24 protein-coding genes are annotated in these 22,975 nt (G+C 69.8%); 13 read left to right on the plus strand and 11 right to left on the minus strand.

The genetic code is table 11. From position 1 onward, the window contains the following. Positions 1 to 7: 7 nt before the first annotated feature. Positions 8 to 1,348 (minus strand): ActS/PrrB/RegB family redox-sensitive histidine kinase, encoded by a 1,341-nt coding sequence (locus tag ABAZ39_RS01495; RefSeq protein WP_038526016.1) that lies wholly within the window; start codon positions 1,346 to 1,348, stop codon positions 8 to 10. A 109-nt stretch (positions 1,349 to 1,457) separates the two neighbouring features. Here ABAZ39_RS01495 and ABAZ39_RS01500 point away from each other — a divergent pair, with 109 nt between their 5' ends. From ABAZ39_RS01500 to ABAZ39_RS01510, 3 genes are all read left to right on the plus strand, one after another. Continuing rightward, the gene (locus ABAZ39_RS01500; protein WP_038526019.1) at positions 1,458 to 2,282 is read left to right on the plus strand and encodes an ABC transporter ATP-binding protein; all 825 of its coding nucleotides are present in this window, start codon (positions 1,458 to 1,460) and stop codon (positions 2,280 to 2,282) included. After that, the gene (locus tag ABAZ39_RS01505) at positions 2,269 to 3,105 is read left to right on the plus strand and encodes an ABC transporter permease (protein WP_051657739.1); all 837 of its coding nucleotides are present in this window, start codon (positions 2,269 to 2,271) and stop codon (positions 3,103 to 3,105) included. The genes ABAZ39_RS01500 and ABAZ39_RS01505 overlap by 14 nt, the downstream gene beginning before the upstream one ends. Before the next feature lie 80 nt (positions 3,106 to 3,185). Further along, entirely contained in the window at positions 3,186 to 4,313 is a 1,128-nt protein-coding gene (locus ABAZ39_RS01510; protein WP_038526022.1) for a UDP-3-O-(3-hydroxymyristoyl)glucosamine N-acyltransferase, read from the plus strand. 154 nt (positions 4,314 to 4,467) lie between these two features. Here ABAZ39_RS01510 and ABAZ39_RS01515 read toward each other — a convergent pair whose 3' ends face one another. The 3 genes from ABAZ39_RS01515 to cobS are packed head-to-tail and all read right to left on the minus strand — an operon-like array spanning position 4,468 to position 6,416. Beyond that, positions 4,468 to 4,977: a pyridoxamine 5'-phosphate oxidase family protein gene (locus tag ABAZ39_RS01515; RefSeq protein WP_014239309.1), complete on the minus strand. Its 510-nt coding sequence runs from the start codon at positions 4,975 to 4,977 to the stop codon at positions 4,468 to 4,470. Positions 4,978 to 5,013: 36 nt separating this feature from the next. After that, complete coding sequence (locus ABAZ39_RS01520) at positions 5,014 to 5,640, minus strand: histidine phosphatase family protein (protein WP_038526025.1); 627 nt, start codon at positions 5,638 to 5,640, stop codon at positions 5,014 to 5,016. Then, a complete protein-coding gene (gene cobS / locus ABAZ39_RS01525; RefSeq protein ID WP_038526027.1) occupies positions 5,637 to 6,416 on the minus strand; it encodes an adenosylcobinamide-GDP ribazoletransferase in 780 nt (259 codons plus the stop codon). Before cobS ends, ABAZ39_RS01520 begins: the two co-directional genes overlap by 4 nt. A 174-nt stretch (positions 6,417 to 6,590) precedes the next feature. Between cobS and cobT the strand changes: the two genes are divergently transcribed. After that, positions 6,591 to 7,619, plus strand: a complete 1,029-nt coding sequence (gene cobT / locus ABAZ39_RS01535) for a nicotinate-nucleotide--dimethylbenzimidazole phosphoribosyltransferase (protein ID WP_038526032.1) — start codon at positions 6,591 to 6,593, stop codon at positions 7,617 to 7,619. A 115-nt stretch (positions 7,620 to 7,734) separates the two neighbouring features. Here cobT and ABAZ39_RS01540 read toward each other — a convergent pair whose 3' ends face one another. The 4 genes from ABAZ39_RS01540 to ABAZ39_RS01555 form a co-directional block, all read right to left on the minus strand. Then, positions 7,735 to 8,304 (minus strand): hypothetical protein, encoded by a 570-nt coding sequence (locus ABAZ39_RS01540; RefSeq protein WP_014239314.1) that lies wholly within the window; start codon positions 8,302 to 8,304, stop codon positions 7,735 to 7,737. A gap of 47 nt (positions 8,305 to 8,351) precedes the next feature. Beyond that, a complete protein-coding gene (gene dapE / locus ABAZ39_RS01545; protein WP_038526035.1) occupies positions 8,352 to 9,545 on the minus strand; it encodes a succinyl-diaminopimelate desuccinylase in 1,194 nt (397 codons plus the stop codon). Between the two features lie 19 nt (positions 9,546 to 9,564). Beyond that, positions 9,565 to 10,407 (minus strand): 2,3,4,5-tetrahydropyridine-2,6-dicarboxylate N-succinyltransferase, encoded by an 843-nt coding sequence (gene dapD, locus ABAZ39_RS01550; protein WP_014239316.1) that lies wholly within the window; start codon positions 10,405 to 10,407, stop codon positions 9,565 to 9,567. Between the two features lie 137 nt (positions 10,408 to 10,544). After that, positions 10,545 to 11,216, minus strand: a complete 672-nt coding sequence (locus ABAZ39_RS01555) for a pyrimidine 5'-nucleotidase (protein ID WP_372441578.1) — start codon at positions 11,214 to 11,216, stop codon at positions 10,545 to 10,547. A gap of 193 nt (positions 11,217 to 11,409) precedes the next feature. On the opposite strand from ABAZ39_RS01555, the gene ABAZ39_RS01560 reads away from it, so the two are divergent. The 4 genes from ABAZ39_RS01560 to ABAZ39_RS01575 all read left to right on the plus strand — a co-directional run bounded on the left by ABAZ39_RS01560 (position 11,410) and on the right by ABAZ39_RS01575 (position 15,944). Beyond that, the gene (locus ABAZ39_RS01560; RefSeq protein WP_038530483.1) at positions 11,410 to 13,107 is read left to right on the plus strand and encodes a sensor domain-containing diguanylate cyclase; all 1,698 of its coding nucleotides are present in this window, start codon (positions 11,410 to 11,412) and stop codon (positions 13,105 to 13,107) included. Next, positions 13,104 to 14,447 carry a DUF2336 domain-containing protein gene (locus ABAZ39_RS01565; protein ID WP_038526041.1) on the plus strand — a complete coding sequence of 448 codons (1,344 nt, stop codon included), beginning with the start codon at positions 13,104 to 13,106 and terminating at the stop codon, positions 14,445 to 14,447. The genes ABAZ39_RS01560 and ABAZ39_RS01565 overlap by 4 nt, the downstream gene beginning before the upstream one ends. Positions 14,448 to 14,473: 26 nt before the next feature. Beyond that, positions 14,474 to 15,115: a hypothetical protein gene (locus ABAZ39_RS01570; protein ID WP_038526043.1), complete on the plus strand. Its 642-nt coding sequence runs from the start codon at positions 14,474 to 14,476 to the stop codon at positions 15,113 to 15,115. Positions 15,116 to 15,248: 133 nt separating this feature from the next. Then, entirely contained in the window at positions 15,249 to 15,944 is a 696-nt protein-coding gene (locus ABAZ39_RS01575) for a hypothetical protein (protein WP_038526046.1), read from the plus strand. A 43-nt stretch (positions 15,945 to 15,987) separates the two neighbouring features. On the opposite strand, the gene ABAZ39_RS01580 is transcribed toward ABAZ39_RS01575, so the two are convergent. Further along, positions 15,988 to 17,352: a pentapeptide repeat-containing protein gene (locus ABAZ39_RS01580; RefSeq protein ID WP_038526049.1), complete on the minus strand. Its 1,365-nt coding sequence runs from the start codon at positions 17,350 to 17,352 to the stop codon at positions 15,988 to 15,990. Between the two features lie 394 nt (positions 17,353 to 17,746). On the opposite strand from ABAZ39_RS01580, the gene ffh reads away from it, so the two are divergent. The 5 genes from ffh (at position 17,747) to rplS (ending at position 21,490) form a co-directional block, all read left to right on the plus strand. Next, a complete protein-coding gene (gene ffh, locus ABAZ39_RS01585) occupies positions 17,747 to 19,114 on the plus strand; it encodes a signal recognition particle protein (protein ID WP_038526052.1) in 1,368 nt (455 codons plus the stop codon). Positions 19,115 to 19,196: 82 nt separating this feature from the next. Then, on the plus strand, positions 19,197 to 19,550 hold the full coding sequence (gene rpsP / locus ABAZ39_RS01590) for a 30S ribosomal protein S16 (protein WP_014239325.1): 354 nt from the start codon (positions 19,197 to 19,199) through the stop codon (positions 19,548 to 19,550). Between the two features lie 110 nt (positions 19,551 to 19,660). After that, entirely contained in the window at positions 19,661 to 20,257 is a 597-nt protein-coding gene (gene rimM, locus ABAZ39_RS01595; RefSeq protein ID WP_038526055.1) for a ribosome maturation factor RimM, read from the plus strand. Further along, on the plus strand, positions 20,254 to 21,054 hold the full coding sequence (gene trmD, locus ABAZ39_RS01600) for a tRNA (guanosine(37)-N1)-methyltransferase TrmD (protein ID WP_014239327.1): 801 nt from the start codon (positions 20,254 to 20,256) through the stop codon (positions 21,052 to 21,054). The genes rimM and trmD overlap by 4 nt, the downstream gene beginning before the upstream one ends. A 40-nt stretch (positions 21,055 to 21,094) precedes the next feature. Further along, positions 21,095 to 21,490 (plus strand): 50S ribosomal protein L19, encoded by a 396-nt coding sequence (gene rplS, locus ABAZ39_RS01605; protein WP_014239328.1) that lies wholly within the window; start codon positions 21,095 to 21,097, stop codon positions 21,488 to 21,490. A 206-nt stretch (positions 21,491 to 21,696) separates the two neighbouring features. Here rplS and ABAZ39_RS01610 read toward each other — a convergent pair whose 3' ends face one another. Both ABAZ39_RS01610 and ABAZ39_RS01615 read right to left on the minus strand, forming a co-directional pair. Then, positions 21,697 to 22,626 (minus strand): DMT family transporter, encoded by a 930-nt coding sequence (locus tag ABAZ39_RS01610; RefSeq protein WP_051657741.1) that lies wholly within the window; start codon positions 22,624 to 22,626, stop codon positions 21,697 to 21,699. Positions 22,627 to 22,721: 95 nt separating this feature from the next. Further along, positions 22,722 to 22,919: a hypothetical protein gene (locus ABAZ39_RS01615; protein ID WP_014239330.1), complete on the minus strand. Its 198-nt coding sequence runs from the start codon at positions 22,917 to 22,919 to the stop codon at positions 22,722 to 22,724. Positions 22,920 to 22,975 lie beyond the last annotated feature (56 nt).

A 22,975-nucleotide genomic window follows, 5' to 3' on the forward strand; every position in this document is an offset into this window, starting at 1 on the left:
TCCACCACTAGTCCTCTGGTTCTAAGACACCACGGTCCCAACGTACGACAACTCGCGCGCCGCCGCTACGGTTATTGCTAAAGGCTACAAGGGCACCCGTTTTCTCTAGCAGCGTTTGTGCAATAAAGATTCCCAGCCCCATATGGCCCGACCGCTCGCTTCTTGCGGACAGGTAGGGCTCGCCGATGCGGCTCAGCAGATGGGCGGGATAGCCCGGCCCGTCGTCCATCACCACCACCGTGGCCGACCGCGCGTCCCAGGAGGCGGCGACCGTCACCCGCCCGTCGGCGAACTGGTGGGCGTTCTGGATGAAGTTGCCCAGGCCATGGATGATCTCCGGGCTGCGGCGGACGATCGGCTCCTCCCCCATGGAGCCGTCGCTGCGCTCGACCGTGAACTGGATGTGGCCCAGCCGGTGCGGCGCGCCGGCCGCCTCCACCAGCGCGGTCAGGGGCAGCCGCTCGAACGGGTCGCCGCCGTCGGCCTCCGGCTTGCGGGCCAGCTCCGCCAGGATCTCGCGGCAGCGCATCACCTGGCTTTGCAGAAGCGCCACGTCCTCGGTGAAGGGGCTGTCCGGCGGCATGTCGTGCAGCAGCTCCTTCGCCACCACCGCGATGGTGCCGAGCGGCGAGCCCAGCTCGTGCGCCGCCGCCGCGGCCAGGGCGCCCAGCGAGGACAGCCGCTGCTCGCGCGCCAGCGCCACCTGCGAGGCCGACAGGGCGTTGGCGAAGCGCCGCGCTTCCTCGGCCACGCGGAACACGTACCCGCTGATGAAGCCGGCCGACACCGACAGCGACAGCCAGATGCCGAAGGCGTAGAGCGGGGCGACCGAGGGCATCGGCTCCGGCCAGGGCAGCGGGAAGTGCCACATCGCCAGCACGGTCAGGCAGACGAGGTTGAGTCCGGTCAGCAGGACCACGCTGTAGCGCGACAGGATCGCCGCGGCCACCGTCATCGGGGCCAGCAGCAGGATGGCGAAGGGGTTGGCAAGGCCGCCGGTGAGATAGAGCAGCAGCGTGAGCTGCAGCATGTCATAGCCGAGATAGAGCGCCGCGTCCCGGTCGGCCAGCCGCAGCCGCCCGCCGCGCTGGGCCATCGCCACGAGGTTCAGCAGGACCGAGGCGCCGATGGCCGCCAGCACCGGCCCCAGCGGCAAGGGGAAGCCCATGACGAGTTGCACCGTCGCCACGGTGGCGAGCTGCCCGATCACGGCGATCCAGCGGATCAGGATCAGGGTGCGCAGCGTGACGCGCCCGTCCAGGTTGGTCCACTGGGCCGGACCCGGCCGGCCGGCCTGGGTCATGGCGTGGCGAAGGGAGGTGGCGGCGGTTGCGGAACCGACGGTCATGGGGACGGACTTTCCGGCAAGGCCGCTCTTCCCGCGGCGTCACATCGAATGGCTGGGTGCTGTTTTGCCACTCTGGCGTTTGCACGCCAAGCGGCCATATTCTCCGCCTATGGATCAATGCGCAAAACAGCACGCCATCCGGGCCGTGAACCTGACCAAACGCTACGGCACCGCCCGGTCCGGCGAGGTCACCGCCGTGGACGGCATCTCCTTCACCGTCGCGGCGGGGTCGGTCACCGGGCTTCTCGGCGGCAACGGGGCCGGCAAGACGACGACCATCTCCATGCTGCTCGGGCTGCTGTTGCCGACCTCCGGCACGGTGGAGGTGCTGGGGGTGGACATGGTGCGCCATCGCCACGCGGCGCTGCCCCGCATGAACTTCTCGTCCCCCTATGTCGAGCTGCCGCACCGGCTGACCGTGCGGGAGAACCTGACCGTCTACGGCCATCTCTACGGGCTGAAGGGAGTGAAACGGCGGGTCGAGGAGCTGGCCGAGCATCTGGAGCTGACCCGCTTTCTCGAACGCCCCTCCGGCGGGCTGTCGGCGGGGCAGAAGACGCGGGTGGCGCTGGCCAAGGCGCTGCTCAACCGGCCGGAGCTTCTGCTGCTGGACGAACCGACCGCCTCGCTCGACCCCGACACGGCGGACTGGATCCGCACCTATCTGGAGCGCTACCGCCTGGAGTCCGGAGCCACCATCCTGCTCGCCTCCCACAACATGCTGGAGGTGGAGCGCATGTGCGACGACGTGCTGATGATGCGCCAGGGGCGGATCGTCGACCGCGGGTCGCCGTCGGGGTTGCTGGCGCGCTATGGCCGGACCTCGCTGGAGGACGTGTTCCTCGACATCGCCCGCGACCGTGCCAATGGAGAAGACGCCAGTCGGGACGCCAGTCGGGCCGGCCGGCGGGAGGCCGCCGATGCTGCCGAGTGACGCCGCTGCGATGGTTCACCCGAATCCGGCCTTCTCGCTGCGCCGGGTCGGGGCGATGGTGCTGCGTTACTGGTATCTGCTGCGCGGCTCCTGGCCGCGCTTCCTGGAGCTGGCCTACTGGCCGACCATGCAGATGATCCTGTGGGGCTACATCAACCAGTTCATGGCCTCCTCCAGCGCCTGGGTGGCGCAGGGGGCGGGGGTGTTGGTCAGCGCGGTGCTGCTGTGGGACGTGCTGTTCCGCGGGCAGCTCGGCGTGTCGGTGTCCTTCCTGGAGGAGATGTGGTCGCGCAACCTCGGCCACCTCTTCGTCAGCCCGCTGCGCCCCGGCGAATGGGTGGCGGCGCTGTTCGGGATGAGCCTGATCCGCACCGTCATCGGCGTCGTGCCGGCGGCGCTGCTGGCGATTCCGCTGTTCGGCTACTCGCTGTTCGACCTCGGGCTGCCGCTGGCCGGCTTCTTCGCCAACCTGATCGTCTTCGGCTGGTCGCTGGGGCTGGTCATCGTGGCGCTGATCCTGCGCTACGGCATGGGGGCGGAAGGGCTGGCCTGGATCGTCGTCTTCATGCTGGCTCCGGTCAGCGCCGTCTACTACCCGGTCAGCGTCCTGCCGGGCTGGCTGCAATGGGTCGCCCTGTCGCTGCCCTCCGCCCACGTCTTCGAGGGGATGCGCGCCATCCTGTTCGACGGCACGATGCGTTGGGATCATCTGGCCTGGGCGGTGGGCTTGAACGCGCTGTTCATGGGGCTGTGCACGGCGGCTTTCCTCTATTCCTTCCATCAGGCGCGGGTGCGCGGGGCGCTGCTGCAGACCGGGGAATGACAAAAAGCGCCGGCCCTCGCCAGCACCGGCCCGCCGTGCTAGCGTCCCGGCCACTTCGGACCGACAGCCAGAGCCCAGCCATGACTCCCGTTTCCCCCGCCGCCCCGGTCACCCTCGCCGAGATCGCCGCCGCCCTGGGCGCGGCGCTGGAGGGCGACGGCACCCTGCAAATCTCCCGCGCCGTCCATCCGTCGGAGGCCGAGGGGCCGGAGGATCTGGCGCTCGCCATGGAAAAGGGCCTGACGGAGCTGCTGGCCAACGGCAAGGCCGTCGCTGCCGTGATCGCGGAAGGGGCGGAGGTGCCGGCCAACCTCCAGGGCTGGATCGTCGTGAAGCGCCCGCGCTTCGCCATGGCCGGCCTGACCACGGTCTTCGAAAAGCCGGTCCACGCCGAGCCGGGGGTCCACCCCGCCGCCTTCGTGGCGCCGGAAGCGATTCTGGGCGCGGGCGTGTCGGTCGGTCCCTTCGCCTATGTCGGGCCGAGGGCGGTGCTGGGCGAGGGCGTGATCGTCATGCCCCATGCCACGGTCGGGGCGGAGGCGGTGATCGGCAAGGACTGCCTGCTGCACCCCGGCGCCCGCATCGGCGAGCGGGTGGTTATGGGCGAGCGCTGCATCATCCATCCCAACGCCGCGGTCGGCAACGACGGCTTCAGCTTCGTGACGCCCGAGCCTGGCAGCGTGGAGTCGGCCAAGGCGACGGGCAAGGTGGTCGGCACCAACGTGCTGATCCACCGGGTGAACTCCATCGGCACGGTGATCCTCGGCGACGATGTGGAGGTCGGGGCGAACGCCACCATCGACCGCGGTACCATCACGGCGACCCGCATCGGCTCCGGCACCAAGATCGACAACCTCGTGCAGATCGGCCACAACGTGCAGATCGGCACCAATTGCATGCTGTGCGGCCATGTCGGCATCGCCGGCAGCACGACCATCGGCGACCGCGTGGTGCTGGCCGGCAAGGTCGGCGTGGCCGACCATGTGAAGATCGGCAACGACGCGGTGGTGGCGGCGAACTCCGGCGTGGGGACGGACATCCCGGCAAAGGCCGTCTACATGGGCTACCCGGCGGTGCCGCGCGACCGCGCCTTCGACCAGTACAAGGGGCTGGCCCGGCTGAAGCGGATGCACGCGGATGTAACCGACCTGAAGAAGCGGGTCGGGGCGCTGGATGGCGGCGGGAAGCCGGCGGTCGAGGAGAAGTGAGGGAGCACTTGCCCCCACCCTGACCCTCCCCCGCGGACGCAGGGGAGGGAAGAGGTTCGCGGGAGATGACTCCCTCCCCTGCCCAGCGGGGGAGAGAAGGGGCCCATGCGAAGTATGGGAAGGGTGGGGGCAAACCCTGCCCCCTGTGATGCTCCTACTGGAACGCGATCTTCGCGTGATCGCCCGGCTTCGGCGGCTCGCCGGTGATCTTCGCCTTGACATAGCCGTAGGCGTAGACCATCGCGCTCGATGGGCTGTCCCAATATTCGGCCTGATCGACGCTGACCTTCAGCAGCGCGAGGTCGGGGTCGTCCACCCCCTGCGGGAACCAGGTGGACAGGATGTCCCGCCACAGGAAGCGGATCTTGTCGCGGTCGCGCACCGTCTCCGCCACACCGGACACCGACACGTAATCCTGCTTGTCGGGGTCGGCGTAGGACAGGTTGACGCGCCAGTGCGTCTTCAGTTCATGGACCTTCGGTGAGTCGGCCCGCGTAAAGAACCACAAGGTTCCATCGTCGAATCCCGCGTGCGGCAGGGTGGCCATCGGGCGGGAGTGCAAAATGCCGTTCTCATCCAGCGTCGTCATCATGCAGATGCGGACGCCCTTGATCATGCCCCAGAGCTTCTCGGCGGCCTCGCGATCGTCAGCACTTCTTGCCATGGTCTGACCCTCTATTGGTAGCCCAACGGAGTCCGGTCAACGCCCGCTGCCCGGAAAGGTTCCGAGCGCGTTCATGGCCGCGACCGACCAGAAGCCGTCCCCTTCGTTGGCGTAATGGTCGATCCGCGACAGCGAGAGCGGCGCCACCGCCAGCCGCAGCGCCGCCTGCGGCGTCAGGTCCAGGGCGAGCGCCAGCGCCGCGCGGATCGACCCGCCATGGATCACCGCCACGATGTCGCGCCCGGCGTAGAGGTCGGTCAGCCGGCCGATGGCGCCGGCCACCCGCTCCATCACCGCCGCGAAGCTTTCGCCCTCCGGCGGGGCTTCCGCTGCCGGGTCGCTCCAGAATCGGCGGGTCTCCTCGGGATGCAGCTCCGCCACGGCGTCGTGGGACAGCCCTTCCCAGCGGCCGAAATCCTGTTCGGCCAGCGCCCGCTCGACCAGCGCCATGTCGCTGCCGGGCAGCCGCAGCGCTGCGGCCGTCTGCCGGGTGCGGCGCAGATGCGAGGTTACCCAGACCGCCTGCGGGGGCAGCCGCGCCGCCAGCGTCGCCAGCGCGTCGGAATCGCCGGTGTCGGCGGCCGGGTCGCTCCGTCCGTAGATCATGTTTCCCGGATTCGGGACGGGAGCGTGGCGGATGAGCCACCAGCGAGTGTTTTTCATGCAACGGTCGCGGCCAGGGTGAGCAGAACGGCGGTCTCCGCTACCTGTTGAGCGGCGCCGAACACGTCGCCGGTGTGGCCGCCGATCTGCCGCCGCGCCTGCCACGCCACCGCCAGGACGGCCAGCGCGGCCGCGAGGACAGCGGCAAAGGCAAGCCCCTTCAGCGCCGCCACGGCCACGGCCAGCGCCAGCATGAGCGACAAGGCCATCGTGCCGGGCGACGGGCGTCCCTGCCGGGCGGCGAGGCCGTCGGCGCGGGCCGGGTCCATGAATCGGGCGATCACCGCCATGCCGCCGCGCGACAGGGCGCCCGAGGCGAGCAGGGCGGGGATGACAATGCGCGGTTCGGCCAGCGCCGCCAGCGCTGAGGCGCGGACGGCGAGCGAGAAGACGATGGCGAGCACGCCGTAGCTGCCGACCCGGCTGTCCCGCATGATCTCCAGCTTGCGGGCCTTGTCGCGCCCGCCGCCGAAGCCGTCGGCGACGTCGGCCGCCCCGTCCTCGTGCAGGGCGCCGGTCAGCCAAACCATGGCGCCCAGCGCCAGCAGCGCCGCCGGCAGCGGCGGCAGATGGGCCAGCGCGGCCAGTCCGTGGACGGCGCCGCCGAACAGCCCGACCCCGGCGCCCACCAGGGGAAACCAGCCCATGGCGCGGGCGTGGGCGTCCTCGGCCAGTGGGCCGGACAGGCGCAGTGGCAGCCGCGTCAGGAAGACGACGGCCAGCGCCAGATCGGAGGTCCAGCGGGAGAAGGACGGGGCGGGGGAATCGGCGGACATGGCGCTTCGGAGTACGGCAACCCCAGGCCCGCCGCAACGGATAACAGCCCAGCAATGGATGACAGACCGGACGAGAGGCGCTTTGACAGCGGGTCGGGAATGGTCCAAGGTCGCGCCGCTTTTTTCATCGCTTCCCGATCACATCCTCTGCCGTCAGCGCCAGGACCCTTCGCCATGAGCAACACGCAGCCCGCCATCACCTTCGAGGAAATCCGTGCGCTGGTGCGCAACCTGCCGGGGCCGGACCTCGACGCCGGCACGGCGGCCCTCCAGCGCGAACGGCAGCTCACCAAGCCGGCGGGCGCGCTCGGCCGGCTGGAGGAGATCGCCCAGTGGATGGCGACGTGGCAAGGCCAGCACCCGGCGGAGGTGCGCCGCCCGCGCGTCGCCGTCTTCGCCGGCAACCACGGCGTCGCCGCCCGCGGCGTCTCGGCCTACCCGGCGGCGGTGACCGCCCAGATGGTCCAGAACTTCCAGAACGGCGGCGCCGCCGTGAACCAGCTCTGCGAGGTGGCCGACGCCGACCTGCGCGTCTACGAGCTGGACCTCGACACCCCCACCGCCGACTTCACCGAAGGCCCGGCGATGGGCGAGGAGGACTGCTGCCAAGCCATGGCCTACGGCATGATGGCCGTGGAAACGGGCGTCCAGCTTCTGGCGCTCGGCGAGATGGGCATCGGCAACTCCACCGCGGCGGCGGCGCTCTGCCACGCGCTGTTCGGCGGCGAGGCCAAGGACTGGACGGGCCGCGGCACCGGGGTGGACGACGAGGGGCTGGCCCGCAAGGTCGCCGCCGTCGATGCCGGTCTGGCCGCCAACCCGCAGGCCAAGGACGACCCGTTCGAGGCGCTGCGCTGCTTCGGCGGCTATGAGCTGGCGGCCATCGCCGGCGCCATCCTGGCCGCCCGCATGGCGCGGGTGCCGGTGCTGCTCGACGGCTACGCCTGCACGGCGGCGGCGGCGGTGCTGTTCAAGGCTGACCGCCGGGCGCTCGATCATTGCATGGTCGCCCACCGTTCCGTCGAGCCGGGCCACGACCATCTGCTGGCGGCCATCGGCAAGGAGCCGCTGCTCGATCTGGGGATGCGTCTGGGCGAGGGCTCTGGCGCGGCGCTGGCCATCAACATCGTGAAGTCGGCCTGCGCCTGCCACGCCGGCATGGCGACCTTCGCCGACGCGGGCGTCAGCACCCGCGGGGTGTGAGAGAGGGCGAGCGTTCTTGTCCCCTCCCCGGCCCTCCCCCGCTTGCGCGGGAGAGGGGGCTTGATCCCCTCCACCGCGAAGCGGGGGAGGGTTAAGGGAGGGGGCAAAAGGTCTCTTACAGCAGCCCGTCGGCGAAATCGGTGATGAGCGCCGACAGGAACAGGTCCAGCAGCACCAGGACCGCCGCCGCGACGCCGGAGATGTCCAGCGCCGTGCGCATGACGAACCACTGGTAGGTCAGCATTGCCAGCATGATGCCGAACACCAGCCCTTCGGAGATCGGGCCGGGCAAAATCCCCGTGGCGGCCAGGATCACCACCGGCAGATAGATGCTCATCTGCACGACCGACGACCAGTTGTAGGCGCACAGGAAATCGATGTAGCGGCTCTGCCGGTCCAGCAGCCCGCTCACCCCGTGCATGACCACGGGGAAGGCCGTCCAACTGATAACGTAGGCGATGGCCTCCACCACCACGAGCTGGAACAGCGGCGTGTCCGGCACCTGGCCCCACAGCCGGATCGCCAGCAGCAGCGTCCAGGCCGGGGCGACGATCACAGCGGCGTAGAAGGACTTCCACGCCCCTTCGGGGGTGCGGTCCAGATGCTGCAATCCGGTGGGGTCGAACCGCGCCAGACGATAGGCGCCGAAGACGGAAGAGGCGACGTCCCGGGCGGTCAGCGGCATGTTGCGGTCACCGGAGGGTGGTGGGAACGGGCGGAGGAAGCCTTACGTCAACCGATCCGGTCGAAGACGTTCCGCAAAACCTCGCCGTAAATGTCGGTCAGGCGGGTCAGGTCGTCCAGCGCGGTGTGCTCGTCCACCTTGTGCATCGTCTGGCCGACGAGGCCGAACTCGACCACCGGGCAGAAATTCTTGATGAAGCGGGCGTCCGACGTGCCGCCGGTCGTCGAATATTCGGGACGGCGCCCGGTGACGCGCTCCGCGGCGTCCGCCACCAGTTCGGTCAGCGGGCCGGGCGGGGTCAGGAAGCTGTCGCCCGACACGAAATGGTCCAGTTCGTACGAGCCGCCCACCCCGTCGAGCCGCTCGCGCAGCCACGCCAGCAGCGTGTCGGCGGTGTGCAGGTCGTTGAAGCGGATGTTCAGCGTCGCCTTGCCCTGCGCCGGGATGACGTTGTGCGCCGGGTTGCCGACGTCGATGGTGGTCAGCTCCAGGTTCGACGGCTGGAAATGCGGGGTGCCGGCGTCCAGCGGCTCCGCGGTGATGGCGGTGAGCATGCGGGCCAGCCGGGGCAGCGGGTTGTCGGCCAGATGCGGGTAGGCGACGTGCCCCTGCGCGCCGTGGACGGTCAGGAAGGCGGTCATGCTGCCGCGCCGCCCGATCTTGATCATGTCGCCCAGCGCCTTGGGGTTGGTCGGCTCCCCGACCACGCAGGCGTCGAGTTTTTCACCCTTGGCCTGCAGCCAGTCCAGCACCTTGCGGGTGCCGTTGATGGCGACCCCTTCCTCGTCCCCGGTGATCAGCAGGCTGATCGAGCCCTTGGGCGCGTCCCCCGTTTCTTTGACGGCCTTGACGTGGCGGGCCGCGGCGGCGACGAAGGCGGCAATGGCCCCCTTCATGTCCACCGCACCCCGGCCGTAGAGGCGGCCGTTGCAGATCTCCGCGGCGAAGGGGTCGATGGACCAGCCCTTCAGCTCGCCGGGGGGCACCACGTCGGTGTGCCCGGCGAAGCAGAAGTTCGGCCCCTCCGTGCCCAGACGGGCGTAGAGGTTGTCCACCGGCGCCGTGCCCTCCTCCTCGAACCGCAGGCGGTGGCAGACGAAGCCCAGCGGCGCCAGCGCCGCCTCCAGAACGCCCAGAGCGCCACCGTCCTCGGGCGTCACGCTGGGGCAGCGGATCAGGGCCTGCGCCACCGCGACGGGATCGCAGGGGTCGAAGGAGGGAGCGGCGGCGGCGGTGCTCATCGTGGCGTCTTCCCCGGCGTCAGTCGCGCAGCAGGTCGTTGATGGAGGTCTTGGCGCGGGTCTGCTCGTCCACGCGCTTCACGATCACGGCGCAATAGAGGCCCGGACCCGGCGTGCCGTCGGGCAGCGGCTTGCCCGGCAGGGTGCCCGGCACCACGACGGAGTAGGCCGGCACGCGGCCGACGAAGACCTCGCCGGTGTTGCGGTCGATGATCTTGGTGGAGGCGCTGATGAAGACGCCCATGGACAGCACGGCGCCGCGCTCCACGATCACGCCCTCGACCACCTCGGAGCGGGCTCCGACGAAGCAATCGTCCTCGATGATGACCGGGTTGGCCTGGAGCGGCTCGAGCACGCCGCCGATGCCGACGCCGCCCGACAGGTGGACGTTCTTGCCGATCTGCGCGCAGGAGCCGACGGTGACCCAGGTGTCCACCATGGTGCCGCTGTCGACATAGGCGCCGACGTTGACGAAGCTGGGCATCAGGATGACGTTCGGCGCGACGTAGGCGGAGCGGCGGACCACCGCGCCCGGAACGGCGCGGAAGCCGGCGGCCTGGAACTGCGCCTCGGACCAGCCTTCGAACTTCGGCGGCACCTTGTCGTACCAGGAGGCGCCGCCCGGCGCGCCGGGGATCGTCTCGTTGGCGTTCAGGCGGAAGGACAGCAGGACCGCCTTCTTCAGCCACTGGTTCACGACCCAGCCGGCGTCCGTCTTCTGCGCGACGCGCAGGTCGCCGGAGTCGAGGCCGGACAGGGCCTCCTCCACGGCGTCGCGAACGGCGCCCTTGGTCGAAACATTCAGGGTGTCGCGGGTTTCCCACGCGGCGTTGACGGCGGATTCGAGGCTGGCGTGGCTCATGGCGGCATTCGCTGGGCTGTCTGTTCGAGGGTTCGGAACATGGGCCGGGCCGCGCCGCCTTGTCAACGTTGCCTTGTCAACGTTGCCTTGTTCTTAAAGGGTTTCCACGGGGGAGGGAGGGGCCTTGCGGCCGCCGCTCAGCCCGCGATCTCCTCCAGCCACGCCGGCAGATCGTCCACCGTGTGATCGATGTGGCTGCCGGTGCCGACTCCGCCCTCGTCGGGGCGGGCCCAGTCGGCTTCGCTGCGCACCCACACCGTCGTCATGCCCAGGGCGTGGGCGGGGACGAGGTTGCGGGCGATGTCCTCCACCATGCAGGCGCGGGCGGGGTCGATGTCGTAGTGATCCACCAGGATGTCGTAGGGGCGCGGGTCGGGCTTGGGCACATAGCCGGCCTCGACGATGCCGAAGGTCGCCTCGAAGCAGCCGTCGATGCCCAGCTGCCGCGTCACGTTCTCGGCGTGACGGACGGAGCCGTTGGTGTAGATGATCTTGCGCCCCGGCAACCGGTTCAGCGCGCCCGCCATGCTGGGGCAGGGGGCCACCGGGCTGACGTCGATGTCGTGGACGTAATCCAGGAAGGGCACCGGATCGACGTCATGCTCCACCATCAGGCCGCGCAGCGTCGTCCCGTGCTCCCGGAAGAAGCGCTTCTGCATGACGCGCGCCTCGTCGTAGGTGATGCCGAAATGCCCGGCGATGAAATCGCCGATGCGCCGATCCACCTGGGCGAACAGGTTGCAGGAGGCGGGATAGAGGGTGTTGTCGAGGTCGAAGATCCAGACCCCGGTGTCGCGAAGGGAAGCCATCATGGCCTGAACAATGGGGCTTCGCCGGCCCGCCCGCAAGCCGCTTCGCCGCACGGCCCGATTCCGTTTGCGCGCGGCGCCGGGCTCAATGGGAGGTTGCGTATGGCAGCTATCCGGACCGCCTGAAGAAAGATTCAGGATGGTTGCGCATTTTTCCGGTATACTCCGCGCCGCGCAGTCTCAGGTTCGCACCGTGTCCGCAGACCCAACATCCGACGTTCCGCCGGTCAATCCGCCCGGCCCCCTTCCGACCTCCACGCTTCTGGCCGCCTTCCCCGGTCCGGCGATCCGGTTGGATTCCGCCCACGCGGTTGCCGCCGCGAACGCCGCCGCGGACGAGTTGCTGTCTGCCGGCGGGCGCTGGCTGGCGGACATCCAGGGGTGGCTGGCGACCTGCAGCGTGGCGCCGGGCCTGCGCTCCCTTCCGGTGGAACTGCCGCGCGGCGTGATGATCGTCGAATGGGCGGCCACGCCGCTGCCCGATGGGGAAATCCTGCTGCTCGGACGCGACGCCACGCTGGAGCGGCAGCTCCGCCAGACGCTGATCGAGTCGCGCCGCCGCTACAAGGATCTGGTCGAGGTTTCGAGCGATTTTGCCTGGGAAACGGGCAGCGACGGGCGATTTGTCTTCGTTACACCCAAGGGCGCGCTGGGTTACACCCCCGATGCGTTGATTGGTCGCAACCCCAAGGATCTGGCGGTGACCGAGTGGGGCGACCTGCCGTTGCCGTTCGACAGCCGCCGCCCGGTCGATCAGGCGGAGCTGTGGCTGAAGCGGGTGGACGACCTGCCCGCCTGCTTCGTCGTGTCGGCGGTGCCGCTGTTCGGGCCGCAGGGCGACTGGGTGGGCGCGCGCGGCGTCTGCCGGGAGACGACGGAGCAGGTGCTGCGCTCCGCCGAGCTGGCGCGGGTGCGCAACCGCGAGAAGATGCTCGCCCACATCGTCCACACGCTGCGCGACCAGCTCGACGCCCAGCAGGCGTTGCGCGTCGCCGCGGTCGAGACCGCCCGCGCGCTGGGCGCCGACGGCTGCCGCATCTACCGCGCGACGGAAACGGGCACCCTGCGTCCCGCCGCCGATTTCGCCGCGGAAATCCCGGAGGAACTGCTGTCCGACCTGTCGCGGCCGGTTCTGGAGGAGATCGCCGCCGGCGAGGACGCGCAGGAGCTGACCCTGGGAGCGAACCGGCTGCTGGCCGCCCGGACGGAGCACCGTCAGGCCGTCAACGGCGCGGTGGTGGTCTGGCGTGGCGACGATTCCGATCCCTGGGACGAGGAGGACCGGATGCTGCTGTCCGGCGTGGCCGACCACATCGGCATCGCCCACGCGCATCTGGCCTATCAGGAGCGGCTGCGCCGCCTGTCGGAGCGCGACGGGCTGACCGGCCTGTTCAACCGCCGCACCTTCTTCGAGCGGCTGGAGGAGGTGCTCGGCCGTTCGGACAGCGGGCCGTCCGCGCTGCTCTATGTGGACCTCGACAACTTCAAGGCGGTGAACGACCTGCACGGTCACCAGCAGGGCGACGCCGTGCTGATGGCCATCGGCGGGTTGCTGACCAACGGCGTCCGGCCCGGCGACCTGCCGGGGCGGTTGGGCGGCGACGAGTTCGTCCTGTGGCTGGGCCGCACCGACGAGGCGCAGGCCGTGGCGGTGGCCGAGCGGCTGCTGGCCGGCATGGCCGCGCTGCGCCACCTCTCCGCCGGGCCGGACAAGCCGCTGGGGCTGTCCATCGGCATCGCCGTCCACCGGGTGGGGCGCGAGACCGTGCAGGAGCTGACCGACCGCGCCGACTCGGCGATGTACGACGCCAAGAAGCGCGGGAAGGGCCATTACGCCGTTGCTCCGGCCCCCAGGGGGGAAAGCTCTCCCGTGGCGGAGGCGTCCCTATGACCACCCGCGGTGACCGCGCCGACCCCCAGCTTCTCGATCCCGCCGATTACGAGGCCGCCAAGCAGATGGCGCGCAGCGCCGACCCGGCGGTGCGCCGCCGCGTCGCCGCGTCGCCCGAGACCCGCCCGGAACTGCTCTACTTCCTGGCCGCCGACGCGGTGACGGAGGTCCGTCAGGCCATCGCCACCAACGCCGGAACGCCGCGGCAGGCCGACCTGATGCTGGCCAAGGATCGGGAGGTCGCGGTGCGCGGCGCCCTGGCCCAGAAGGTCGCCCGGCTGCTGCCCGACCTGTCCGCCGACCAAGCGTCGCAGATCGAGCGGCTGACGCTGGAGTGCCTGGAGGCACTGGCCCGCGATCAGGCGACGGAGGTGCGCGGCATCCTGTCGGAGGCGCTGAAGGAGCTGCCCGGCGCGCCGCACGGCGTCATCAACACGCTGGCCCGCGACGTGGAACTGTCGGTCTGCGCCCCGGTCCTGCAATTCTCGCCGATCCTGACCGATGAGGATCTGTCGGACATCATCATGCGCGGGCCGGTGGCCGGCGCCCTCTCGGCCATTGCCGGACGCAAGCAGATCTCGGCCTCCGTCGCCGACGCCATCGCGCGGTCCGACGACGAGGCGGCGATGACCGCTCTGCTCGCCAACCCCTCGGCCCAGATCCGCGAGGAGACGCTGGACCGCATCCTCGACCAAGCGCCGCAGCATGAGCCCTGGCACGCCCCGCTGGTGCGCCGGCCGCGCCTGCCGGCCCGCGCCGTGGCGCGTCTGGCGAGCTTCGTCGCCGACAACCTGCTGAAGGTCCTGCGGGAGCGCACCGACCTCGACCCCGCCGCCGCCCGCGCCCTGGCCGAGGGCGTGCGGGCGCGCGTCAACCGCGGGGCCGGGGGCAACGGCGGTGGCGGAGCCGGCATGGCCCGCGGCCTCGTCGATTTCGGTGAGGAGGAGCTTGGCCATCTGCCGGGCGACAAGGACAAGGCGGCCGAACGCCCGGCCGACAAGGCGGCCCGGCTGAACAAGGAAGGCAAGCTGACGGAGAAGCTGCTGGAAGGCGCGCTGGCGGAGGGCGACCGTGCCTTCGTCCTGGCCGGGCTGGGCGAACTGGCGCAGCTTCCCATGCCGATCATCGACCGCATCATCGGCACCCACGCCCCGCGCGCCGTCACCTCTCTGGTCTGGCGCTGCGGCCTGTCGATGCGCTTCGCCCGGCAGGTGCAATTGCGCATCGCCCAGATTCCGCCAAAAACCGCGCTTATGGCAAAGGAAGGCGTCCTCTACCCGATGTCCGACGACGAGATGCGCTGGCAGCTCGCCTTCTTCGGGGTCGAGGAGAAAGTCTGACGCCGCGCCACCACACGGACCCGTTCATGCGCGCCCTGGCCCTGCTGCTGTTGTTCCTTGGTCTTTCCCTTCCCGTCTTCTCCCTTCCCGCTGCCGCCGCCCCGCCGCCCGCCTCTCCGGAGGAGCGGGAGGTCACGGCGGTCTTCGAAAGCGCCCGCTCCGCCCTGGCGCAGAAGCGGGGCGCGGCGGTCGTGCCGCTGCTCTCCCGCGCGTCGGTCGACAAGCTGGAGCAGGTGCGCGGCGTCGCCCGCAGCGGCAACGACGTCGGCCTCGCCAAGCTGGAACCGGCGGAGAAGTTCGCCGCCATGGGCTTGCGCCGCTATGTCAGCCCGGCCGACCTGCGCCGCATGTCGCTGGGCGAGTTGGCCGATCACGGCATGAAGAACGGCTGGCTCGGCCCCAACGTCATCGGCAGCAGCGGGCTCGGCCCGGTGCGGGTGCGCGGCGACCGCGCCTCCGCCCTGCTGATGGTCGACAACCGCCCGGCGCTGGTGCCCGCCGACTTCGTGCGCGAGGGCGGGGCGTGGAAGATCGACCTGACCGGCGTCTTCAGCTTCGGCAGCCAGATGTTGAAGGGCTTCGCCGCCATGTCGGGCAAGAGCGACGAAGCCTACATCGAGGACATGCTGCAGAAGCTGCCCGCCAAGCCGGCGATGATGCACCGCTGACCGGCCGGGCGACCGCCATCGGGCGGGGGAGTGCCGGTTCCGCGTTACACCTCCTGCGACGGGGTGGGCCGTTGCGCGGAATCCGGAGATTGCGTTAGAGTCGCGCCACACGCACGACGCGTCGGTGTCCCTCATGACCGCTCCGGATGGCTATCCCTTCGCCGCTCTGACCGAAGCGGACGCCGGGTTCTTCCCGTCGGCCAGGAGCGTCGGCGCTCCGCCCGCCATCCCCTACCGGGTTCCCTGCGCCCCGGCTTTCGCAGCGGCGACGGTCCGTCTGGCCGCCACGCGCGGAACCGACCTGTCCGCGCTCGCCGCCGCCGCGCTGCTGCTGGCGCCCGACCGGACGCCCGACCCGGGGGCGCCGCAAGAGGATGCGGAGCGGGCGGTGCTGGACCTGCGGTTGCCGCCCGGCCACAGCGACACGGCGATCCGCCGGGCGCTGGCGGCGGCGCTGGCGTTGGCCGAACCCGGCTGCCGGCTGATGCCCGCCGAGGAGGCGGGGCGGCTGGAGGGCGCCGTGGAAACGCTGACCTACCGCAACAAGGCGCTGGCCCACGCGCTGGAGCGGGTGTCCTTCCGCCCGCTGGACGGTAAGCTGACGCAGGTGCGCGACGCCGCGCAGATGTTCGGCTTCGTCAATGAATGGTGTTTCGACGAGGACCGGGTGGTGAAGCGCTTCCGCGAGCTGGCCCCGGTCTATCACCCGGACACCGGCGTGGTCGCCTGCCGCGACCGCATGGCCCAGCTGATCGACGCGCGCAACCTGCTGATCAACCACGTCCGGACTGCCTACCGCTCCGGCCCGTGGACGCAGCGGCGTCCCTGAAGACCAAAACGGATCGAGGCTGGGTACTAGGTTGAGGCCGGGATCAGGTCCCGGTCATCTCCTCGATCCCGATGGCGTCGGTCAGGCTGGTGCCGTCCAGAACCGTCCCGTCGAGGTCCGCGCCGGTCAGGTCGGTGCCGGTCAGGTCGGCCTCGCTCAGGTTGGCGCCGCGCAGGTCTGCCCCGGCGAGGTTGGCACCGGACAGGTTCACCTTGCGCAAATCGGCGTCCTTCAGGACGGCCATGCCCATGCGGGCGCGCTGCAGGTTGGCCCGCCAGACGTGGCTGCTCGACCCCTGGATGTGCACAGGGCCGAGCTGGGCCTCGGTCAGGTTGGCGCCGGTCAGGGTCGCCCGCTCGAAGTTGACGCCGCGCAGGTCGGCCTTGGTGAAGTTGACCTTGCGCAGGTCCGACAGCGACAGGTCGGCGATGGCGAGCGAGGTGCCCATCATCGACGCGCCGCGCAGCGTGACGCATTGCAGGATGCCGGCCGACAGGTTGATGCCGTCCAGCTTGCGCCCCGACAGGTCGAGCGAGGAGAGGTCGGCGCGCTTGCCGTCCTTGCCGCCGCTGTCGATCCAGGAGAGGTGCAGGGTCAGGATGTTGCGCAGGTCGTCGTCCGGATTCTCCAGAACCTTCGCCATCACCGCGGCGGACAGGTTGGGCGAGCGGAGCTGGGCCGCGTCCAGGATGGCGCCGATCAGGTTGGCGTTGGTGAAGTTGGCGCGCCCGATGGCGCAGTTGGTCATCACCGCGCCGGACAGCCGGGCGCCGGACAGGTTGGCCTCCGACAGGTCGGCGTCGGTCAGGTCGCAGCCCGTCAGGTTGGAGTTCGTCAGGTTCGCGCGCATGAACTTGGTGCCGCGCAGGATCGCGTCGGTCAGGTCGGTCTGCATGACGAAGGCGTTCGCCACCTTGGCCCGCGACAGGTCGGCGCCGCGGATGACCGCCGCCGTCAGCTCCGAGGTCAGGACGGAGTCCTCGAAATTGTGCGGCATCATCTCGCCCGACGGGGTGTAATGCAGCAGCGTGCCGTCGCGCAGGTCCACCTCCACCAGCATGGCTTCCGACAGCACGGCGCCACGCAGGCAGGCGCCGCGCAGGTCGGCGCGGCGCAGGTCGGCCTTCTCCAGATTCGCCAGCCGCAGGTCGGCGGCGTAGAGGTTCGCGTTGGTCAGGTTGGCCCGGGTCAGCCGGGCGCTGAACAGCTTCGCCCCGGACAGGTCGGCGTCGGACAGGTCGATGCCGGACAGGTCCAGATGCGACAGGTCGCGCATCTTCAGGTTCGCGCGCACACCGCCCGGCTGGCTTTTCCGGAAAGCCTGATGGCGGAGCAGGATCGTGTTCAGCTGACTCTGCGTCAGCTTCGTGCGCGGTGTGTTCGTTCCGAAGCCTTGCGCGGGGGGCATCAGGGAAATCCCGGGTTGGAGTCGCGGCACACTCTAAAGGGGAGCCGCGAAGAAAAAGTTAACAATCGGTAACGCTTTATTCAAGTACGCCTCGAATGCGTTCCATCGCGGGCGCTGTTCCCGGGCCGCAAAGCCCTTGGTTGTGTATGGAAATAGTGACCCGTCGCGCGTCTTTGCGCAAGAGGGTCAAGCGGGGCGTGGTTGTTGGGTTGTTGACTCCGCCCCCCGCGATGCGTATGGTCCGCCGACCTGCATCCGTCGAGCCATCGACCGGGTACCATCGGCCTGCGTGCCGGGGACCTCCGCCAGTCCGCGAGTTTCGCGCACTGGCTCGTTTGTGCTTGAGCCGATCGCGTTCGAGCGGATGGAGACCGAAACTGAGGACCGCTGACCCATGTTCGATGGCCTGACCGGACGCCTGGGCGACATCTTCGACAAGCTGCGCCGCCGCGGCGCGCTGAGCGAGGAGGACGTCAACGCCGCGCTGCGCGAGGTGCGCGTGGCGTTGCTGGAGGCCGACGTCGCCCTGCCGGTGGTCAAGCAGTTCGTCAACCAGGTCAAGGAACGCGCGATCGGCCAGGAGGTCCTGCGCTCGATCACCCCCGGCCAGCAGGTCATCAAGATCGTCCACGACAACCTCGTGGAGATGCTGGGGCAGGGCGAGGAGATCAACCTCAACGCCGCCGCCCCCGTGCCGATCCTGATGGTCGGCCTGCAGGGCTCGGGCAAGACCACCAGCACCGCCAAGATCGCGCTGCGCCTGAAGAACCGGGACCGCAAGAAGGTCCTGATGGCCTCGCTGGACGTGCGCCGTCCGGCGGCCCAGGAGCAGTTGAAGGTTCTTGGTGAGCAGACCGGCGTCGCCACCCTGCCGATCGTTCCGGGCCAGGACCCCGTCGCCATCGCCCGCCGCGCCATCGAGACCGGCCGGCGCGAAGGCTACGACGTGGTCATGCTCGACACCGCCGGCCGCCTGTCCATCGACGAGGAACTGATGGCCGAGGTCGCGGCCGTGCGCGACGCGACCAAGCCGGCGGAAACGCTGCTGGTCGCCGACGCCATGACCGGCCAGGACGCGGTGACGGTCGCCACCAACTTCAACGACAAGGTCGGCATCACCGGCATCCTGCTGACCCGCGTGGACGGCGATGCCCGCGGCGGTGCCGCCCTGTCGATGCGCCAGATCACCGGCAAGCCGATCAAGCTGCTGGGCATGGGCGAGAAGATCGACGCCCTGGAGGCCTTCCACCCCGACCGCATCGCCGGCCGCATCCTCGGCATGGGCGACGTCGTGTCGCTGGTCGAGAAGGCCGCCGAGACCATCGACAAGGAAGAGGCCGAGAAGCTCGCCCGCAAGATGGAGAAGGGCCAGGGCTTCGACCTCGACGACATGGCCTCCCAGCTCAAGCAGCTGCGCAAGATGGGCGGCATGTCCGGCCTGATGGGCATGCTGCCGGGCATCGGCAAGATCAAGAACCAGCTCAAGGACGCGAACATCGACGACGGGGTGATCAAGCGCCAGGAGGCGATCATCTCCTCGATGACGAAGAAGGAGCGAAAGCACCCCGAGCTCATCAAGGCGTCGCGCCGCAAGCGCATCGCCGCCGGCTCCGGCACCAGCGTGCAGGAGGTGAACAAGCTGCTCAAGCAGTACGACACCATGCGCGGCATGATGAAGCAGGTGCAGAAGCTGGGGCAGAAGGGGCTGATGCGCCACGGGCTGCAGAGCCTCCTGCCGAAGAATTTCCGGGGACCGAACTGATCCCCGGCGAAAGCAACCGCGCGATGAGCGCGATCATGTTCAACCGCCTATCAAGCGACTACACCAAGGAAGCGACTGTCCCATGTCCCTGAAGATCCGTCTCGCCCGTGGCGGCGCCAAGAAGCGCCCGTTCTACTCGATCGTCGTTGCCGACGCCCGCAGCCCGCGCGACGGCCGCTTCATCGAGAAGATCGGCACCTACAACCCGATGCTGCCGCGCGAGCACGAGCAGCGCATCGTCCTGGACGCCGAGCGCGCCAAGCATTGGCTGTCGGTCGGCGGCCAGCCGACGGACCGCGTCGCCCTGTTCCTGGCGAACGCCGGCCTGATCGCCAAGCCGGAAATCCGCGAGACCCCGAAGAAGTCCGCCCCGAAGGCCAAGGCGCAGGAGCGTCTGAAGGCCGAGGCCGCCGCCAAGGCCGCTGCCGAGGGCTGATAAAGGGAACGCTCCTCGCCCCCACCCTCCCGCTTCGCGGGTCCCTCCCCTGCGAAAGCGGGGGAGGGTCAGGGTGGGGGCAGTGAGCCCGCAACGCACACGCTCAAGCCATGTCCACAAAAGTCTGCGTCGGCCAATTCGCCGGGGCGCACGGCGTCCGCGGCCTCGTGAAGGTGAAAAGCTTCACCGAGGATGCGGCGGCCGTGGCGTCCTACGGCCCCCTCTCGGACGAGCGGGGCGCCCGGCGCTTCGCGCTGACGCTCCAGGGCACCATGAAGGACCTGTTCCTGGTCCGCGTCGATGGCATCGCCACGCGCGAACAGGCGCAGGAACTGACCGGTGTCCGGCTCTATGTGGACCGTTCCGCCCTGCCCGAGACGGAGGACGAGGACGAGTTCTACCACGCCGACCTGATCGGGCTGCGTGCGGAACTCGTCGACGGCACCGTCTGGGGCACGGTGAAGGCGCTGTACGACTTCGGAGCCGGTGACGTGCTGGAGATCCGCACGGAATCGGGGCCGCTGGAGATGCTGCCCTTCACCCGCGCCTGCGTTCCGGTGGTCGATGTGAAGGGAGGCCGCGTCGTGGTCGATCTTCCCGCGGTCATCGAAGCGCGCGAAGGCGAGGCGGAAAAGGACGGAGAGGACGCGCCGGAGGGCGCGGATGTCGCTGAGGACGACGTTGAAAACAAGGGAACCCGCCCGTGAATCACGGCGCTTCCGGTTCTCTTGTCTGGACGGCCAAGGTTCTGACGCTGTTCCCGGAGATGTTTCCGGGTCCGCTGGGGCTCAGCCTCGCGGGAAAGGCGCTGGAAAATGGAGTCTGGGCGTTGGAATCAGTGGACATCCGCTCGTTCGCGCGCGATAAACACCGCTCCGTCGACGACACCCCCTTCGGCGGAGGGGCCGGCATGGTCATGCGGCCCGACGTGCTGGACGCGGCTCTGACCGCGACGGCGGGTCCTCCGGGCACTCCTGGACGCGGACGGGCGATCTACCTGTCGCCTCGCGGACGGGTGCTCGACCAGGAGCTGGTCAAGGAGCTGGCGGCCACCCCGGTGGTCACTCTGCTCTGCGGCCGGTACGAAGGGGTGGATGAGCGGGTGCTGGACGCGCACGGCCTTGAGGAGGTCAGCCTCGGGGATTTCGTGCTGTCCGGCGGCGAGACCGCCGCCCTGTGCCTGATCGACGCCGTGGTGCGCTTGCTCCCCGGTGTCATGGGCAATGTGGAGACGGCGGGCGAGGAAAGTTTCGAACGGGGGTTGCTCGAATACCCCCACTACACCCGGCCCGCGGTCTGGACCGACGGGCAGGGTGTGGAACGGTCGGTTCCGGACATCCTGTTGTCCGGCCACCACGAGAAGGTTCGCGCCTGGCGGCTCGCCGAGGCGGAGCGGATCACCCAGGCCCGGCGACCGGACCTGTGGGACCGCTACGAGGCGGGCAAGAAGGCCGAGGGTCAGATTGGGAAACGGGGTCGCCGGCGCGGCCCGAAACCAGAGTGACGGTCCGCCGCGAGGCGCACCGATGGAAAGGGGTAGTGTCATGAACCTGTTGCAGCAGCTCGAGCAGGAGCAGATCGAGAAGGCCCTCGGCGGCAAGACCATTCCTGTGTTCTCGCCGGGCGACACCGTCCGCGTGAACGTGAAGGTGGTCGAGGGCACGCGCGAGCGTGTCCAGGCTTACGAGGGCGTCGTGATCGCCCGCCGGAACGCCGGCGTGAACTCGTCCTTCACCGTCCGCAAGATCAGCTACGGCGAGGGTGTGGAGCGCGTGTTCCCGCTCTACTCCCCGCGTCTGGAGTCGATCGAGCTGGTCCGCAAGGGCGCCGTCCGCCGCGCCAAGCTGTACTATCTGCGCGACCGTCGCGGCAAGTCGGCCCGTATCGCCGAGCGCACGACCGGCCGCGGCATGAACAACACGAAGGCCGCCGCGGAGTAATCCGGCGCCCTTTCGTTCGGTACGCCTGAACCTGCACCCGCCCGGAGCAATCCGGGCGGGTGTTTGGCGTTGGGGACATGGTTGCCCGATGCCCCCCTCCCGACCTCCCCCCGCTTTCGCAGGGGGAGGAGAAAAGCCCTCCCCCTGCGAAAGCGGGGGGAGGGTTGGGTGGGGGCTCAACGAAACTACTTCCCAAGCAACTCCCCCTACCGCGCACGCATCGTCGTCAGGATCCCCGCGCCGATCAGCGCCACCGCGATCAGCACGCCGGCCGTCAGTGGCTCGCCCATGAAGACCGCGCTCAGCAGCAGGGCGGTGACGGGGACGAGGCAGATGATCTGCCCGGCCTGGGCCGCCGGCATGGCGGTCAGCGACTTCGCCCACCACCAGAAGCACAGGCCCGTGGCGATCACCCAGTTGAAGGCCAGGACGGTGCCCAGCGCGGGTGTCCAATGGATCGGCCGGGCGTGCTCCGCCGCAAGGGCCAGCGGCGCGGTCGCCACGGCGCTGACGGCGATCTGCCAGAAGGTCTGGGTCCAGAAGGGCGTGCGCCAGCCGCCGTGTCGGCGGCGGTAGAGAGTGGCGCCGAGCGCCCAGCTCAGCGCGCAGGCCAGCAGCAGCCCGTTGCCGAGCAGCACCGCCGGATCGCTCCAGTCCATCAGCGCCGGGTTGAAGAAGACGAGGACGCCGGCGAAGGTGAGCAGAGCGCCGATCACCCGCCCGCGCGTGAAGCGTTCCCCGGCCAGCAGCACGCCCAGCGGCAGCGCCCACATCTGCATGGTGTAGGCGAGCACCGCGGCCCGCCCCGGCGGCACCACCCGCAGCGCGATGGAGCTGAGGTCGAGCATGCCGGCGATCTGGAGCAGCCCGACCAGGGCCAGCGGCCAGCGCTCCCCCGGCGGCGGCAGGAGGGGGAAGCGCAGCACCCGCGACAGCAGGGCCAGCACCGCCGCCGCCCCGGCGAAACGGAGAAAGCAGAAGGTCAGCGGCCCAATGTCGGACAGGGCCAGCTTCATCAGGGGCCAGTTGGCCCCCCAGAACAGCACGATTCCCGCAAGCTGCGCGTAGACCACGGCGCCCGGACCGCCCACGGGTCCCTGGCCGGCCGCGGCGCGTGGCATGGCCTGATCCGCCATGAGTCCTCCCAACCCTGAATTTTGCCGCATCCTACGGCGCGGGTGGGGGCGGGAGGTCTGCGTTCCCGGTGCGGCAGCCCCGCGAGGGGCCGGCGTTACGGCGTGCCGCCGGTGGAGAAGCCGGTGAAGACCTGGATGCCGAACCAGCCGCCGATGGCGAACAGCACCAGAAGGATCATGGTGGTGGCGATGGCGATGTTGGTCTGGCGGATGCGCCGGCAGTTCGGGCAGCCGGGAAGCTCGGCGGGATAAGGCCGTTCGCAGCGTTCACAGCGGACAGTGGGGTCCGTCACGGGATGACCCTTCATCGAATGGGGCAATGGAGATCGGTGGGCGGACGCTACCATAA

Origin of the sequence: Azospirillum argentinense, from assembly GCF_000632475.1 — a bacterium.
In the GTDB taxonomy this organism is placed as follows: Bacteria; Pseudomonadota; Alphaproteobacteria; order Azospirillales; family Azospirillaceae; genus Azospirillum; species Azospirillum baldaniorum.